The 15,377-nt window shown below is 62.9% G+C and carries 14 protein-coding genes (1 of these 14 cut by a window edge); 9 read left to right on the forward strand and 5 right to left on the reverse strand.

The window, feature by feature from the left end; all coding sequences use genetic code 11:
* Positions 1 to 1,524, reverse strand: partial view of a multifunctional oxoglutarate decarboxylase/oxoglutarate dehydrogenase thiamine pyrophosphate-binding subunit/dihydrolipoyllysine-residue succinyltransferase subunit gene (locus K728_RS0104025; protein ID WP_024475934.1) — the start only. The gene continues 2,400 nt to the left of window position 1, outside the view; the window shows 1,524 of its 3,924 coding nt (coding positions 1-1,524); it begins with the start codon at positions 1,522 to 1,524; its stop codon lies beyond the left edge, outside the window.
* A gap of 197 nt (positions 1,525 to 1,721) precedes the next feature.
* On the opposite strand from K728_RS0104025, the gene K728_RS0104030 reads away from it, so the two are divergent.
* The 6 genes from K728_RS0104030 (at position 1,722) to K728_RS0104055 (ending at position 8,849) form a co-directional block, all read left to right on the forward strand.
* The gene (locus tag K728_RS0104030) at positions 1,722 to 3,185 is read left to right on the forward strand and encodes a GuaB1 family IMP dehydrogenase-related protein (RefSeq protein WP_019483111.1); all 1,464 of its coding nucleotides are present in this window, start codon (positions 1,722 to 1,724) and stop codon (positions 3,183 to 3,185) included.
* A gap of 315 nt (positions 3,186 to 3,500) precedes the next feature.
* Positions 3,501 to 4,847, forward strand: a complete 1,347-nt coding sequence (locus K728_RS0104035) for a hemolysin family protein (protein ID WP_019483112.1) — start codon at positions 3,501 to 3,503, stop codon at positions 4,845 to 4,847.
* The gene (locus K728_RS0104040) at positions 4,844 to 5,938 is read left to right on the forward strand and encodes a hemolysin family protein (RefSeq protein WP_019483113.1); all 1,095 of its coding nucleotides are present in this window, start codon (positions 4,844 to 4,846) and stop codon (positions 5,936 to 5,938) included. Before K728_RS0104035 ends, K728_RS0104040 begins: the two co-directional genes overlap by 4 nt.
* A 110-nt stretch (positions 5,939 to 6,048) precedes the next feature.
* The gene (locus K728_RS0104045) at positions 6,049 to 7,068 is read left to right on the forward strand and encodes a metal ABC transporter solute-binding protein, Zn/Mn family (protein ID WP_024475935.1); all 1,020 of its coding nucleotides are present in this window, start codon (positions 6,049 to 6,051) and stop codon (positions 7,066 to 7,068) included.
* 105 nt (positions 7,069 to 7,173) lie between these two features.
* On the forward strand, positions 7,174 to 7,959 hold the full coding sequence (locus K728_RS0104050) for a metal ABC transporter ATP-binding protein (RefSeq protein ID WP_035747101.1): 786 nt from the start codon (positions 7,174 to 7,176) through the stop codon (positions 7,957 to 7,959).
* Between the two features lie 2 nt (positions 7,960 to 7,961).
* Positions 7,962 to 8,849: a metal ABC transporter permease gene (locus K728_RS0104055; RefSeq protein WP_024475937.1), complete on the forward strand. Its 888-nt coding sequence runs from the start codon at positions 7,962 to 7,964 to the stop codon at positions 8,847 to 8,849.
* Here K728_RS0104055 and K728_RS0104060 read toward each other — a convergent pair.
* Positions 8,846 to 9,280 carry a Fur family transcriptional regulator gene (locus K728_RS0104060; RefSeq protein ID WP_019483117.1) on the reverse strand — a complete coding sequence of 145 codons (435 nt, stop codon included), beginning with the start codon at positions 9,278 to 9,280 and terminating at the stop codon, positions 8,846 to 8,848. The genes K728_RS0104055 and K728_RS0104060 overlap by 4 nt on opposite strands.
* A 111-nt stretch (positions 9,281 to 9,391) precedes the next feature.
* Between K728_RS0104060 and K728_RS0104065 the strand changes: the two genes are divergently transcribed.
* On the forward strand, positions 9,392 to 10,051 hold the full coding sequence (locus K728_RS0104065; RefSeq protein ID WP_024475938.1) for an MBL fold metallo-hydrolase: 660 nt from the start codon (positions 9,392 to 9,394) through the stop codon (positions 10,049 to 10,051).
* Here K728_RS0104065 and K728_RS20440 read toward each other — a convergent pair.
* Positions 9,998 to 10,795 carry an alpha/beta fold hydrolase gene (locus K728_RS20440; RefSeq protein ID WP_084442813.1) on the reverse strand — a complete coding sequence of 266 codons (798 nt, stop codon included), beginning with the start codon at positions 10,793 to 10,795 and terminating at the stop codon, positions 9,998 to 10,000. The two genes, K728_RS0104065 and K728_RS20440, sit on opposite strands and share 54 nt — an antisense overlap.
* Before the next feature lie 73 nt (positions 10,796 to 10,868).
* Between K728_RS20440 and K728_RS0104075 the strand changes: the two genes are divergently transcribed.
* Positions 10,869 to 11,567 (forward strand): helix-turn-helix transcriptional regulator, encoded by a 699-nt coding sequence (locus K728_RS0104075; protein WP_024475940.1) that lies wholly within the window; start codon positions 10,869 to 10,871, stop codon positions 11,565 to 11,567.
* A 65-nt stretch (positions 11,568 to 11,632) separates the two neighbouring features.
* On the opposite strand, the gene K728_RS0104080 is transcribed toward K728_RS0104075, so the two are convergent.
* Both K728_RS0104080 and K728_RS0104085 read right to left on the reverse strand, forming a co-directional pair.
* Complete coding sequence (locus K728_RS0104080; RefSeq protein ID WP_035747096.1) at positions 11,633 to 13,291, reverse strand: alkaline phosphatase D family protein; 1,659 nt, start codon at positions 13,289 to 13,291, stop codon at positions 11,633 to 11,635.
* A 32-nt stretch (positions 13,292 to 13,323) separates the two neighbouring features.
* The gene (locus tag K728_RS0104085) at positions 13,324 to 14,418 is read right to left on the reverse strand and encodes a PLP-dependent cysteine synthase family protein (RefSeq protein WP_024475942.1); all 1,095 of its coding nucleotides are present in this window, start codon (positions 14,416 to 14,418) and stop codon (positions 13,324 to 13,326) included.
* 136 nt (positions 14,419 to 14,554) lie between these two features.
* On the opposite strand from K728_RS0104085, the gene K728_RS0104090 reads away from it, so the two are divergent.
* Positions 14,555 to 15,377 (forward strand): sulfurtransferase (locus K728_RS0104090; protein WP_024475943.1); only part of this gene is annotated, 823 nt, incomplete at its 3' end.

A 15,377-nucleotide genomic window follows, 5' to 3' on the forward strand; every position in this document is an offset into this window, starting at 1 on the left:
CCCGCCGGTGGGCCATTCACGGTCCAGATCCCACAGGGTCAACCCGTGGGTCCGTACATCGAGGTCGGCGTGCTTGCGCTGCACGTACTCCAGCGGGTTGGTGTCGGCCATCAGATGGCCGCGCACCCGGTACGCGTGGATCAGCTGCTGGATGCGGGCAACCTTGTTGATCTCATCCATCGGATCAACCTGGATGTCGGCGCTCCACCGCACCGGCTCGTAGGGAATCCGCAGGGCTTCGAAGATTTCGTCGTAGAAGTTCTGCTCGCCGAGCAGCAACTGGTGAATGATCCGCAGGAACTCGCCGCTGCCGGCACCCTGGATAACACGGTGGTCGTAGGTTGAGGTCAGGGTGATGGTTTTGCTGATCGCGTGCTGAGCGAGTGTCTTTTCGCTGGAGCCCTGGAACTCGGCGGGGTATTCGAGGGCGCCGGCACCGATGATGCAGGCTTGGCCCTTGGAGAGGCGCGGCACCGAGTGAACGGTACCGATCCCGCCCGGGTTGGTCAGCGAAACCGTTGTCCCTGCGTAGTCGTCGGCGCCGAGCTTTCCACCGCGGGCCTTCTTGACCAGCTCCTCGTAGGCGTGCCAGAAGTCCGAGAAGTTCATTGTCTCGGCCTTTTTGATGTTGGGCACCACCAGCAGGCGGGTCCCGTCAGGCTTCGGCATGTCGATGGCCAGGCCGAAGTTTACGTGCGCTGGCTGCACCGCTGCGGGCTTGCCGTCGACGACGTCGTAGTACACGTTCTGGGACGGGAACTGGGCCAGCGCCCGGATGATGGCGTACCCGATGATGTGGGTGAACGACACCTTGCCGCCGCGGGCCCGGGCCAGGTGGTTGTTGATGACCACCCGGTTGTCGATCAGGAGCTTGGCCGGAATGGCACGAACACTCGTGGCGGTGGGAACGGTCAGGCTGGCGTCCATATTTGTGGCAATGGCCTTGGCCGGGCCGCGCAGCACCTTGACGGTGTCCTCGTCCATGTCGGTGGTCCGGTCCGACTTGGGCAGCTGGGCAGGAATTGGCGTCGTCGAGGGCTTCTCGGCCTTGGCGTTGTCTGACTGCCTGGACACGGGCTTTTCGGCTCTTTCCTGGGCTGCCTTTTCGATCGCCCGATCAGCGTTGTCTTCGGCTCTGACCTCGGCCTTGGAATGGGTCTCTTTGGGAACCGGCGGCTTTGCCGATTCCTCGAAGCTGGCCGGAGACTCGCCCGACGCCTTGGGGGAGTTGGATTCGGCGTTTACCACGGGCAACTCGCGGGTGGCGGGGTTGTGGCCCAGATCGCCAGTGCTGTTATCGATACTGCTGTTATCGACACTGCTGGTGCTGGCTGTCGCGGCGCGGGGGGCGGTGTGGCGGCCGTTCTCGGACTTTGAGTCGTCGGCCGCGAAGGAATCGAACAGGGTCCACCATTTCTTGTCCACCGAGTTCCGGTCCTGCTGGAACTTTTCGTATAACTCGTCGACAAGCCACTCGTTTCCGCCGAATTCTTCAGGTAAACGGTGGTTGGGTTGTTCTGGCACTAGTAATACGCCTCTTCCGTAAGTTGCCCTGAGCCCGGTTCAGTCGCCTGCAGCGTGTTTTAAAGCGAGATAAAACTGTATACAGACCCGCAGTCAGTCTAATGACAGTCCGAGGTAACAAGCCAATCCCTCGAATGCTCGAAGTGTCTGGTGCAGCACATAGACTTTTTGCTGATGCCGATCCAGGAGTAACCCTCATGCGTTTTATCAATCAGCCAGCCACCGACCTCACCTATTCGGACGTTTTTCTGGTCCCCTCCGCTTCCGAAGTGATCTCCCGGTTTGATGTTGACCTGGCGAGCGACGATTCGACCGGAACCACCATTCCCCTGGTGGTGGCCAACATGACGGCTGTCACCGGGCGACGGATGGTGGAAACGGTGGCGCGTCGAGGAGGGCTCGCGGTATTGCCGCAGGACATCCCTTCGGCGGTCATCGCCGAGGTTACCCAGTGGGTGAAGAGCCGGGACGCCGTTTACGAGACTCCGTTGCGCCTGAAGCCGGAGCACACGGTGATCGATGCGCTGCACCTGATGAACAAGCGCTCCCACGGGGCAGTGATGGTCGTGGACGAGCAAAATCGTTGCGTAGGAATAGTCCGGGCATCCGACTGTGAAGGGGTCGACCGTTTTGCTTCACTGGAGTCGGTGATGCGCACCAGCTTCATCAAGTTCGAGTCCTCCCGGTTCGAGGGCGACACCGCGGCGGGACTGCAACTCGCCTTCGAGGAACTCGACGCGGCGAGCACCAATCTTGCACCCGTCTCCCGTGACGGTGAATTGCTCGGCGTCCTGACCCGCACCGGTGCGCTCAGGTCGACAATCTATCGGCCGGCGCTCGACGCGAACGGCTCCCTCCGCGTCGCAGCAGCGGTGGGCATCAACGGCGACGTCGAGGCGAAGGCTGCTGAACTTCTCGACGCCGGCGTGGACGTGCTGGTGGTGGACACCGCCCACGGCCACCAGCGAAAGATGATTGACGCTTTGCGAGCTGTCAGAGGTGTCGTCAACGGCCTCGCGCGGCCAGTGCCCATCGTCGCGGGAAACGTGGTGAGCGCCGATGGGGTGCGTGACCTGGTGGAGGCCGGCGCCAACATCGTCAAGGTGGGAGTCGGCCCAGGTGCCATGTGCACCACCCGAATGATGACCGCGGTGGGACGCCCCCAGTTCTCTGCGGTCCACGAATGCTCCGAGGCGGCGCGCGAGCTCGGCGCGCAGGTCTGGGCCGACGGCGGTGTGAGGTATCCACGCGACGTTGCCCTGGCGCTCGCTGCGGGCGCCAGCCAGGTGATGATTGGCTCCTGGTTTGCTGGCACCTATGAGAGCCCTGGTGACCTGCAGACTGACAGCAGCGGCAGGCAATACAAGGAAAGCTTCGGCATGGCCTCCGCTCGTGCGGTCCAGAACCGGACCCAGCGCGACGACGTTTTCGCGCGAGCCAGGAAGGGCCTCTTCGAGGAGGGTATCTCCACTTCGAAAATGTACCTGGACCCGGCCCGGCCCGGGGTTGAGGATCTTCTGGACCTGATCACGGCGGGGCTACGCAGCTCGATGACGTACGCGGGGGCACGTAGCCTGGCTGAATTCAGGGAGAACGCGGTGGTCGGGGTGCAGTCGGCCGCAGGTTACGAAGAGGGCCGGCCCCTGCCGCAGAGCTGGTAGAAACAGAACTAGCGCGGGCCGGTCCCTGATGTAAACTGAAGCTCTTATGGACAGTTCCTCTAGGGGCCGGCCCTCGATGCGTTCGCGGCATTTTTCCGCAAAACGGTCGACTTGCGCCGGCAGACCCCGCATTAATGCCCATCGCCAACTCCAGGCAGTATTGAGCCCCATCGAACCAGATCCCAACGGACCAAGCGTTTCCGGTGCCAGCTCAGCGGAGTCTTTATCGGAGCCTTCTAGACCGGTTGAGCCCGGGTCTTTTCGATGCCACCAGGATGATTTACCCCATCAGTTCCGGCTGGCGGTGAGTGCACCGTGGAAATCTATTTCCTGATAGCGGGCCTGCTGCTGATCCTTGGTACTGGTTTTTTCGTCGCGGTCGAGTTCTCGCTCGTGGCGCTGGATCAGACCTACGTTCAACGGGCCGTTGACAATGGCGACAAGGGGGCTGTGCCCCTCCTCAAATGTCTGAAGTCGCTCTCCACCCAGCTCTCCAGCTGCCAGTTGGGAATTACCCTCACCACGCTGCTGACCGGTTACGTCATGGAACCGTCCGTCGGCCGCCTGATCCAGGGCCCGCTGAGCGCCATCGGTATCCCCGCCGCGATCCTCGGCACGGTCTCGCTGGTGATCGCGATGACACTCGCCACCCTGCTTTCAATGCTGATCGGCGAGCTGGTTCCGAAAAACCTGGCGATCGCCCTTCCGTTCAAGATCGGCAAGCTGCTGGCGCGGCCCCAGCTGATCTTCACCGGGGTGTTCAAACCGGCGATTGTGGTGCTGAACGGTTTTTCCAACCGTGTCCTGAACCTCTTTGGACTGGAAGCGAAAGAGGAAATCTCCGGCGCCCGCACCCCCTCGGAACTCTCCTCCCTGGTCCGCCGGTCGGCTGAGATGGGCACCCTCGACGCTGGCACCGCCAACTTCCTGGCCCGGACGTTCAGCTTCTCCGAACGGACCGCCGCCGACGTCATGACCCCGCGGATCCGGATGGAAACGATCGATTCGGATCAAACCGTGGCCGACGTCGTCGACCTGGCCCGTCGGACCGGCTTTTCCCGGTTCCCGCTGATAGCTGACTCACCCGACGACATTCGCGGCGTGGTCCACGTCAAGAAGGCAGTGGCGGTTCCCCGCAGCAAGCGTGCGGGGCTGCCAGCCGGGACCATCATGACCGAGGTACTACGAGTGCCCGAGACGGTACACCTGGATTCCCTCCTGGCAGAGCTGCGTGAAGCGAATCTTCAGCTGGCGGTGGTGCTCGACGAGTACGGCGGCACTGCCGGCGTCGTCACCCTCGAGGATTTGGTCGAGGAGATTGTCGGCGAGGTCTCGGACGAACACGACAAGCTGAAACCTGGGGTGCTGCAGAGCGCTTCGGGTAACTGGTTTTTTCCGGGCCTGATGCGTCCGGACGAGGTCACCGAGCAGATTCCGCACCTCTCGGTACCCGACGAGGCTGGTTATGAAACCGTCGCCGGGTACATCATGGCCCAGCTGGGGCGGATTGCTGCCCCAGGTGACCGGGTCGATGTCCCCGAGGGGATCCTTGAGGTGGAACGTATGGATGGTCGTCGAATCGACCGGGTCAGCTTCATCCCGCTGCCCCCTGAAGATGAAACTGGCGGAGTATCAAACGCCGCAATGGAAGGTCAGCGATGAGCGACTGGGCCGGAATCGTATGGCTGATTGTCCTGTTGATCGGAAACGCCTTCTTCGTTGGCGCCGAATTCGCTGTCATGTCGGCGCGCCGCAGCCAGATTGAACCTCTGGCCGACCAGGGATCCAAGCGTGCCAAAACTACGCTCTGGGCGATGGAGCACGTCTCGTTGATGCTCGCCTGCGCGCAGCTGGGCATCACCGTGTGCTCGCTGCTGATCCTGCAGGTCGCCGAACCCGCGATCCATCACCTCCTGGTGGTTCCGTTTGAATCAGTGGGGATCCCTGCGGGACCCGCTGACATCATCGCTTTCGCCATCGCCTTGCTGATCGTGACCTTCCTGCACGTCACGTTCGGCGAAATGGTCCCGAAGAACATTTCGGTATCCGTCGCCGATAAGGCTGCGCTTCTGCTGGCACCACCGCTCGTGATGATTGCGCGGGTGGTGAATCCCATTATTGGGTCGCTGAACTGGCTGGCGAACCATATTCTTCGGGCTATGCGCGTTGAGCCGAAGGATGAGGTGACCTCTTCGTTCACCCTTGAGGAAGTGCAGTCGATCGTTCAGGAATCCACTCGCCACGGGCTCGTTGACGACGGCTCCGGTCTGATTTCCGGCGCCCTCGAGTTCTCGGGCCAGACTGCCGGGACGGTCATGGTGCCGCTGGATGAGCTGGTGAGCGTCAGGACGGACTCCACCCCAGCAGAGTTCGAGAAGACTGTGGGGCGAACCGGATTCTCGCGGTTCGTGTTGATGGATGAGAACGACGTCCTCACCGGGTACATGCACCTCAAGGACATCATGTCGATTTCCGAGGAGATGTACTCCAAACCGATTACTGAAAACAAGGTCCGCACCCTTGCGAACCTGAGAATGGATGATGAGATCGAGACGGCGTTGACCACCATGCAACGCACCGGGTCCCACCTGGCTCGGGTACTGGGTCCCGACGGAGCCACCCACGGAGTCCTTTTCCTCGAGGATGTTATTGAGCAGCTGATCGGAGAGATCCGGGATGCCACGCAAAATCAGGGACACCGGCGGACTGGCTCCAGTGTGGACGAGCTCGGCCTCGACCGCAGCATTAGCTAGGCACCCGGCCCCGACAGCGTATCCCTCGATATGCGAATGATTCGCGTTTGCGTTAGACTCAGGGTCAGGAGTTAATGATCCAAGTTTTAATCACGTAGATCGAGGGATACATGCAACGTCTTTTCACCTCAACCGGCCTCCTCGGAGTAGCAGCGATGGCGCTGGCCCTGACCGGCTGCGGTCAGGCAGACAGCGGCAATGCTGCAGCCGACACCTCCGAGGACGGGATCCAGGTGGTTGCCTCCACCAATGTCTACGGAGACATCGCGCAGACCATCGGTGGAGAGAACGTCTCGGTGAACTCGATTGTTGACAGCCTGGCGCAGGACCCGCACTCCTACGAGGCGACCGTTCAGGACAAGCTGGCGGTTTCCGAGGCCGACCTGCTGATCGAGAATGGTGGCGGGTACGACCCGTTCCTGCACCTGCTGGCCGACGAGGTGGAGATGGACCATGACTACCTGATTTCGGCAGTCAGCGAGTCCGGCTTCGAGGGCTTCGAGGAGGAGCACGAGGATGAGGGCGAGCACGCTGGTGAGGACGAACATGCCGGTGAGTCGGCAGAGGAACATGCCGGTGAGTCGGCAGAGGAACATGCCCACGGCTCGGCGAATGAGCACGTCTGGTATGACCTGAACACCATGCGGGCCGTGGCCGCTGCGATTGGCGAGAAGCTGACCGCGCTGGATCCCGACAACGCCGGGGTGTACAGCGCCAATGTTGAGGAGTTTGACGCGGGCATCACCGCCCTGATCGAGCGGCTCTCGGAACTGGGGGATGTCTCCGCAGGCCAAACTGTCGCAATCACCGAACCGGTCCCCGTCTACCTGCTCGAAGCGGCAGGGTTGGAGAACGTCACGCCGAATGGCTACAGCGAGGCGATTGAAGAGGGATCGGATGTCTCAATTGCCGTTCTGAACGAAATGATGAACCTCATGGAGGACGATTCGCTGGCGTTCCTTGCCTATAATGAGCAAACAGAAAGTCCCCAGACCCTGACCGTTCGTGACGCCGCTGACGAGGCCGGGGTGGAAATCGTCAACTTCACGGAGACAGTGCCTGAGGGGGAAGACTTCCTGAGTTGGATGACTTCCAATGTGGACGGTATCGAGAGCGTCCTCGCCCCCTGATCAACTGATGGTGGAAACGCCACGCCACCTACCTTTTCGCTGGAGATGAACCTACTGGCTTTGACCCAAGACCACCGCACGGCCGAGCGGCCGGAAACAGAACCTATGGTTCGGCTCCGATCGGCGTCGCTCTCCTTCGGCGACCGTGTCCTCTGGCAGAATCTTGACCTCGATATCGGCAAGGGCGAGTTTTTCGCTGTCCTCGGCCCCAACGGTTCAGGGAAAACCAGTCTCCTGAAGGTCCTCCTGGGCCTTCAGCAGCTTGACTCTGGCTCGGCGACCGTCAACGGCTCGGCGGTGCGTCGCGGCAGCCGCGACATTGGGTACATCCCCCAGCAGAAGTCCTTTCCGCCGGAAACCCCGCTGCGGGCCCGTGACCTGGTGGGCCTCGGCGTCGACGGTCACCGGTGGGGGCTCAGATGGAGGGGCCGGGACTACAGCGCCACGGTCGATGCACTGCTGGAAAAGGTGGGTGCCTCATCCTATGCCGACGCGCCCGTCGGGCGGCTTTCCGGGGGAGAGCAACAGCGGCTGCGCGCAGCCCAGGCCCTCGCGACCAATCCGCAGGTGCTTCTCTGCGATGAACCGCTGCTCTCCCTTGATCTCCACCACCAGCAGGCAGTGAGCGGATTGATCAACTCGCAGTGCCGGGTCAACGAGTCGGCAGTGGTTTTCGTGACGCATGAGATCAACCCGATCATCGACTACGTCGACCGGGTGCTTTATCTTGCCGAAGGCCAGTTCAGGGTCGGCGCACCGCACGAGGTAATGACCAGTGAAGTGTTGTCCGAGCTCTACAAAAGCAATGTCGAGGTCCTGCACAGCAAGGGCCGGATCATCGTCGTCGGGCTGCCCGATGACACCACCCACCATCACGCGGAAGGACACTGACAGTGGACCTGCAGGAGATCCTGACCGCAATCTTCAACTTCGACAACTACTCGGATCTGCTTCCTCTGGTGCAGAACTCGCTCTGGGCGGGCGCAGTGCTGGGGCTTCTCGGCGGGTTGATCGGCACGTTCGTGATGATGCGCGATCTCGCCTTCGCCGTCCACGGCATCGCCGAGCTGTCGTTTGCCGGCGCAGCGTTTGCCCTCCTCATCGGGGCGAATGTGATCTACGGATCCCTGGTGGGTTCAGTGCTCGCAGCGGTGGTCCTCGGCGTCATGGGGATCAGAGCGAGGGACCGGAACTCGATCATCGGTGTGATTATGCCCTTCGGTCTCGGCCTGGGCATCCTGTTCCTGGCGCTGTACGAAGGCCGCGCGGCCAACAAATTTGGCTTGCTGACTGGGCAGATTGTCTCGGTCGATGATGTCCAGCTGTCCCTGCTGGCGGGTTGCGCAGTGGCGGTGATGGTGGCGCTGCTCGCCATTTGGCGGCCGCTCACCTTTGCCAGCGCCGACGCCGACCTCGCCGAGGCTCGCGGCGTGCCGGTGCGGGGGCTCTCCATCATGTTCATGTTCCTGCTGGGCGTGTCGGTTGCGCTGTCCATTCAGGTGGTGGGAGCGCTGCTCGTCCTGGCCCTGCTCATCACCCCGGCAGCAGCGGCGCTGAAGGTGACGTCGTCGCCACGAATCGTGGTGTTGCTCAGCGTGATTTTTGCCTGTGTGTCAGTGGTCGGCGGGATCCTTCTGGCCCTGGGTGGCCGGATCCCCATCAGTCCCTACGTGACCACAATTTCTTTCGTGATCTACCTCGCCTGCCGGGGAATTAGCTGGCAGCGCGGAAGACGCACCGCGTCGACCACTTCAACACCAGCAGTGGTGCGCCCGGCCTAACCCGCAGCCCCGGCAGTGCAGGCCGGGCAGAGGCCGTAAATTTCAACGGTGTGGGCCACCTCGGTGTAGCCATACTCTTCAGCAATCCGTGCAGCCCATTTCTCAACAGCTGGCGCTTCGATCTCGACAGCGCGCCCGCAACTCCGGCAGAGCAGATGGTGATGGTGATGTGGGGCGTCGCACCGGCGATAGACGGCTTCGCCTTCGCCGTTGCGCAGCACGTCAACCAACCCGTCTTCGGACATCGACTGGAGAATCCGGTAGGTGGTGGCCAGTGACACCGCGTTGCCTGCCTCGTGCAGGCGCCGGTGAAGCTCCTGGGTGCTGACGAAATCGTCGAGCTTATCCAGCGCCGCGCTTACCGCCAGCCGCTGCTTGGTGACCCGTTGTTCCGGTCCCTTGCGTGCTGTCGGTTCTGCTGTTGGTGGCACTGACGGATCGCCTCCTGACGGCTCGGGTGTTACTGACTGTCGCGAATAAGGTTACCAGCGCTCAGCTGCCGGTCCTGTTGCTGCCGGGGTGGTCGGCGGTAGGCTGACGCGATGAAGCTCACCAAATTCACTCATGCCTGTGTCCGGTTGGAGAAGGACGGTGCCGTGCTCGTGATCGACCCGGGAACATTCTCGGAGGCCGAGACGGCACTGACGGGGGCACACGCGGTGCTGATCACCCATCAGCATGCCGACCACTTCGACGAGGAGAAGGTGGTGGCGGCGTTGCAACTGGACCAGTCACTGCTGATCTATGCACCAGCGAAGGTGGCCGGTATGTTGGCCGAGCGGCTCGACGCCGGTGGCCTGGACCGGGTACATACGGCCGAGCCCGAGCAGCGGTACAGTGTTGCAGGTTTTGAGGTGCAGACCTTCGGTGGTCAGCATGCGCTGATCCACCCGCATATTCCGATGGTGGCCAATATTGGGTACCTCATCGACGGTTCTCTCTACCACCCGGGCGATTCATTCATTGTCCCGCATGGCGTTGACGTATCGACGGTTCTGGTGCCGGTGCACGCGCCGTGGTCCAAGACAGCCGAAGTGATCGATTTCGTCACTTCAGTGCGGGCGGCCCGGGCGTTCCAGATCCACGATGCGCTCCTCAACGAAACCGGTCTGCAGCTGGTCGAAGGCCATCTGGCGCGGATCGGAGGCCTATATGGCACCGAGTTCCGTCATCTTGCCCCCGGTGAGAGCGTGACGATCTAGGGCAGCGTCGGGTTGAGAAGCCGCTGACTGAATGGCCCTGGCGAGATCGCGGGGACGGCTCCACATAGGCCAATGCCCCGTCGGAAGGTCAATGACGTCGAGGTGCTCGATGGTCGGGACTTCGGCGAACATGGGATGGCCCGCGCGGGCAAGCTCGAGCACCTGCGCGCTCGGGATCGAGCAGCACACCAGGGTGGTCCGGACCTTGCGGCGGGCATCATTCGTGAGATCGACGGGCTGACGAAGCACGGGGCCGGGTTCGGGGACGGCCCGGGCCCGGAAACGCTCGAGTACCTCTGCGCTCAGGCCCTCGAGACTCGCCTGCTGTGCGAGGACGTCGAGGGGCGGCAGCGGAAGTTCCTTCAACTCCCCGGGGAGGTCTGGGGCGAAGGCGGTTCCCGTCGCCACAGGGCCGGAGTCGACCCACACCACTCGATGAACCAACTCAGGGTGTCGGTCAAGGACGAGGCTGACGGGGGCGTTCGCCCCACTGTGAGCGACGAGAGTTGCGGGCTGATCCTCGGAAATCCCGAGTTGGGTGATGACATCCAGGACCGCTGCGGCCTGATCGTCGAGAGTCTTCGCCGCACGCTCGGGATCGTCCCCGTCAAGACCGGGCAGTGTCACCGCGATCGCACGAAAGTGGTCGGTGGTCAGGTGTTCAAGGACTTCATCCCACGCCCAGGCCCCCAGCCAGTGGCCGGCGATGAGAATGATGATCGGATTGCTTATAGTAGTTGACATGCCTCAACCCTCGCAGGCACCCAAGACAACGGTGTGTCACTATTTATGTCATGAATTTGTCGGATGCTGAACTGTGAAACGAGTCGAACGGCTCCATGCATTATCCGAGATGTTGCGCCGCAGCGGTGCGCGCGGCGTTTCCGCTGAGCGGTTGGCGAGAGAGTTTGAGGTATCCGTGCGCACCATCAAGAGAGACCTCGATGCGTTAGAGAACAGCGGTGCGCCGATATGGTCCCGCCCAGGTCCGGGCGGTGGCTACGGATTGGCTGTAGAAGGGTCCCTGCCGCCGGTCAGCCTGTCCCCAGCCCAGGCCGTGGCCCTCATGGCAGCCGTATCCGCTGCAGCCGATGCCCCCTACGCCGATCTGGCGGCAGCAGGTATCCAGAAGATTATGGACGTCCTCGATCCTAAAACCCGAGCCCGAGCCGACGAACTCGCTCACCGCGTCTGGGTCAACGCGCTTCCCTCCTCTTCGCGCGCAACCAAGTCGGCGCTGGAGGAGGCGATGGCCGAGCAGCGGGTACTCCGCATTTCCTACACATCGGGAGACGAGACCACGACCACCCGCGACGTTGAGCCAGTGCTGTTCGCCGCCACGAACGGCCAGTGGTACCTGGTGGGGTGGTGCCGACTGCGCAACGCAATGCGATGGTTCACCGTGTCTCGCATCGAACGAGCCAGTGTAACCAGGACGGCTTGCGTCGGCCATAGCATCCACGAGGTCGGAGAACCCCCAGCGAACGCCAGACCGGTGCTTGCTCGGAGAGGGTGAGTCACTCAATCAGCCGCTCCGGTCAGTACATCCAACGCAGTGACGGATTCAAACCGCGTGATGAGCTAGTTCCGCGGTGAGACGGTCACCGTGGAGACCTCTTCCAACCGGGGTGAGAGGTGGTCGCCGTCGACCACCACCCCGCGCTCCCACCAGAACCGCAGACCAGCTGGGCCGTCTTCGAGGCCGGCCAGGTTGTTGTCGAACCAGGGGCCTTTCAGCCCGGACCAGCGGAAGGGCGGACTCGGCACCTTCGCCGACCGGGCCACCAGTGCCCCCACCGGGCTTGCGACGCCGTAGGACAGGATGGCGGTAGCAAAACGCATGGCGCGGGGGAGCGGGTTGCGGATCGGCGAACAGACCGCCTGGATGATCCGGCTCCCGGAGGTGCGCTCCACCTCGGAGACATACGAGAAGTGCACGTCCCCCGACAGGAAGGTGACGGTTTCGGGTGCCTTGCCGCGTTTCCCATCTGCCACCTCAACCGCCATCGTCGCCACCTGTCGGAAGCTTCGCTGGAACGCACCCCAGTGCTCCAGATCCACAGTGCGCCGCATCTTTTCGCCGATCTTCGCCCCAAACCTGCCCCAGGCGCCGTCGGCGAGTGCCTCGTTCCAGGCTTCGATGTGGTGCAAACCCGCAGGGAGCAGGAACGGCAGCGAGGTGGCGATCAGCAGATGCCGGAAGCCGCCCTGCATTTGTCCATCCAGCCACTTCATTTCCCGGTCGTCGAGGATTGACCGCTGGGCGGGGTCGAGTACCCGGCCCGCACGGGAGTCCAGGACCACCAGTCGGACGTCACCAATTTCCCTGGCAAAGCTCCACCGGTAGGTGGACGGCTCCTGATTGGCCCGGTCAGCGAACTGGTCCAGCACGTTGCTGATGTCCAGTTCCGTCTCGCCGTCGTGCGAGCTGATCAACTGCCAGATCTCGTCCTGGTCCCGGTGCTCGGGTGAAAGATTGCCCAGGTGCTGGTGCACCCAGTAGGAAGCCAGCCCCGAGACGATCCGGCCCTGCCACCAGGAGGTAGCCTCCATCGCGTGCTTCCAGGCCAGGGAGGTGTTCCAGTCGTCCCGAATGTCGTGGTCGTCGAAAATCATTGCGCTGGGCAGGGTGGACAGGAGCCAGCGGTTGGCGTCGTCGGACCACGCCAGGTTGTACAGGTGGGCGTACTCCTCATAGTCCTTGAGCTCCTCCCCGGGCTCCTCGTCAATGTCCCGGCGCGCCCTAATGAACTCCTGCATCGCGTCACTCGTCACATCCGCGTACACCTGGTCGCCCAGGAACACCACCAGATCGGGCCAGGCGACGTCGTCCACTCCCGCGGCCATCTGCAGGGCGTAGGCACGCATCGAATCGACACCGTGTTTACTGTTTCCCGCTTCGTTGTGGGGGACACTGGTCCGGCACGAACCGAACGCCATTTTGATGGGCTTGTCAGGGGTCAGCGTCGCAATCATTGACGGCGGGTACGCTGACCCTTCCACGGGCCACACCTGCTCCCCATCAATCGACACCGTGTAGGCGGTGACGCTTCCCGGTTCCAGACCGTTAGCCTCCACCAGGGCGTAGTGGTGGCCATGCACACCGAACGTCCGGGCAGTCCAGGACTGGTCACCGGCCGTCACCGTGACCCGTGCAGTCTGGCGGGTTTCCACCCAGATGCTGGCCGAGGTCAGATCGACGTAGCGCATCATGGGGCCAAGTACCAGGGAATCAGTCATTATTCAGTTCTACCCGGTTCCCGAGACCGCCGCTATCTGGCAGGATCACCGGGCCAACTCCCGGTGACAAAGAAGCGCTCCAGCACTGCCAGGTAGGGGGCTGGATCCAGGTCCCGCGCTGCCAGCCAGGCGTCGTCGTCGTAGGACCCGGTGTATCTGGTGCCGGCGTCGCACATCAGCGAGACAATACTGCCGCGGCGACCCTGGCCGACCATGTCCGCGATCAGCCCCCAGACTCCCCACAGGTTGGTGCCGGTTGACGGGCCCGCATGCAGTCCGGTGAGCTGGCGTAGGTGGCGCATCGCCGCGACCGACGCGGCGTCGGGGACCTGAATCATGTGGTCAATGACGCCGGGTACAAAACTTGGTTCCAGCCGCGGCCGTCCGATGCCCTCAATCCGGGAAGGACTCCCCGCCGCCGCGGTGCCGGGGGTACGCCAGGCCGGATAAAAAGCCGAGTTCTCCGGGTCGACCACGGCCAGCCGGGTGTGGTGGCGCTGGTACCTGATGTAACGCCCGATGGTGGCGCTGGTGCCGCCCGTCCCGGCGCCCACCACGATCCAGTCGGGAACCGGATGCTGCTCCAGGGCCAGCTGCCCGAAAATCGACTCGGCGATGTTGTTGTTGCCACGCCAGTCCGTTGCCCGCTCAGCGTAAGTGAATTGATCCATGTAGTGGCCGCCAGTCGTGGCGGCAAGGCCTGCTGCGGCGGCGTAAACCTCGGAGGCGTGGTCAACGAAGTGGCAGGCGCCGCCATACTGTTCGATCTGGTCGATCTTTTCCTTGCTCGTGGTGCGGGTCATCACAGCGATGAACGGCAGGTCCAGAAGCTGCGCGAAGTACGCTTCGGAAACCGCCGTCGACCCGCTGGACGCCTCAACGACCGTCGTATGCTCGTTGATCCAGCCGTTGACCAGTCCGAACAGGAAGAGCGACCGAGCCAATCGGTGTTTGAGGCTGCCTGTCCGGTGGGTCGACTCGTCCTTCAGGAACAGGTCGACTCCCCAGTGTTCAGGCAGGGGGACCGCGTAGAGATGAGTGTCGGCTGACCGGTTGTTTTCAGCCTCGATCCGGCGGATGGCCTCAGCAGCCCAGGACCGGTTGGAGAGGGGGCTCGGGATGTTCACTGGTTCAGCCTACCGGGCCGCCCAACGGAGGGGCGGAAAGTCGTTGGCGGCGAGATTGGAGTACCGGCCCGGGCTGTGGTGGACTGGATTGCATCAGGTCCGGCAGTGTTGCCGGTCACATTAAAAGGAGATCTTGATGAAGACTCTGATGGACGTGCAGACCCTGCGGGACCGGATGACCTCCGGCCTGCAGACGGTTCTGCTGGATGTCCGCTGGGCGTTGGGCGATCCCCACGGCCACGGTCATTACCAATCAGCCCACATCCCCGGCGCCGTGTACGTTGACCTCGAAGCCACACTGAGCGGTGAACCGTCGGCGCGGGAGGGCAGGCACCCGCTGCCTGGCCTCGAGCAACTGCAGGAAGCCGCCCGGCAGTGGGGCATCAACGACGGCGACGTGGTGGTGGCCTATGACAATTCAGGTAATACCTCCGCCGCCCGGCTCTGGTGGTTGCTGCGGTGGGCGGGTCTCGACACGGTACAGCTGCTCGACGGCGGCCTCGCTGCCTGGGTCGACGCCGGGTACGAGACTGAAGGGGGCGAGGAACAGCACTGCCTCGGCGAGGTGGAGCTGGGCCTCGACGAAGAGGGCGGCAGTGGTGCAATGCCGGTCACCGACATCGATGGTGTGCAGGGCATCGCCGAGCACGGTGTGCTGCTGGACGCGCGTGCCGGAGAGCGTTTCCGCGGCGAGGTGGAACCACTCGACCCCAAAGCCGGCCACATTCCGGGTGCGGTGAGTGCGCCCACCAGCGAGAATCTTGCCCCCGACCAAAGGTTCAAGACACCCGCCGATCTGCGCCGGCGCTTCGAAGCCTTTGGCGTCAACGACGCCGTCGACGTCGCAGTGTACTGCGGATCGGGCATTACCGCCGCCCACCAGATCGCTGCCCTGGAAATCGCTGGCTACCCGGCGGCGCTTTATCCGGGGTCCTGGTCCCAATGGTCATCCCGCTCGG

Source organism: Arthrobacter sp. CAL618, assembly GCF_000468215.1.
In the GTDB taxonomy this organism is placed as follows: domain Bacteria; phylum Actinomycetota; class Actinomycetes; order Actinomycetales; family Micrococcaceae; genus Arthrobacter_D.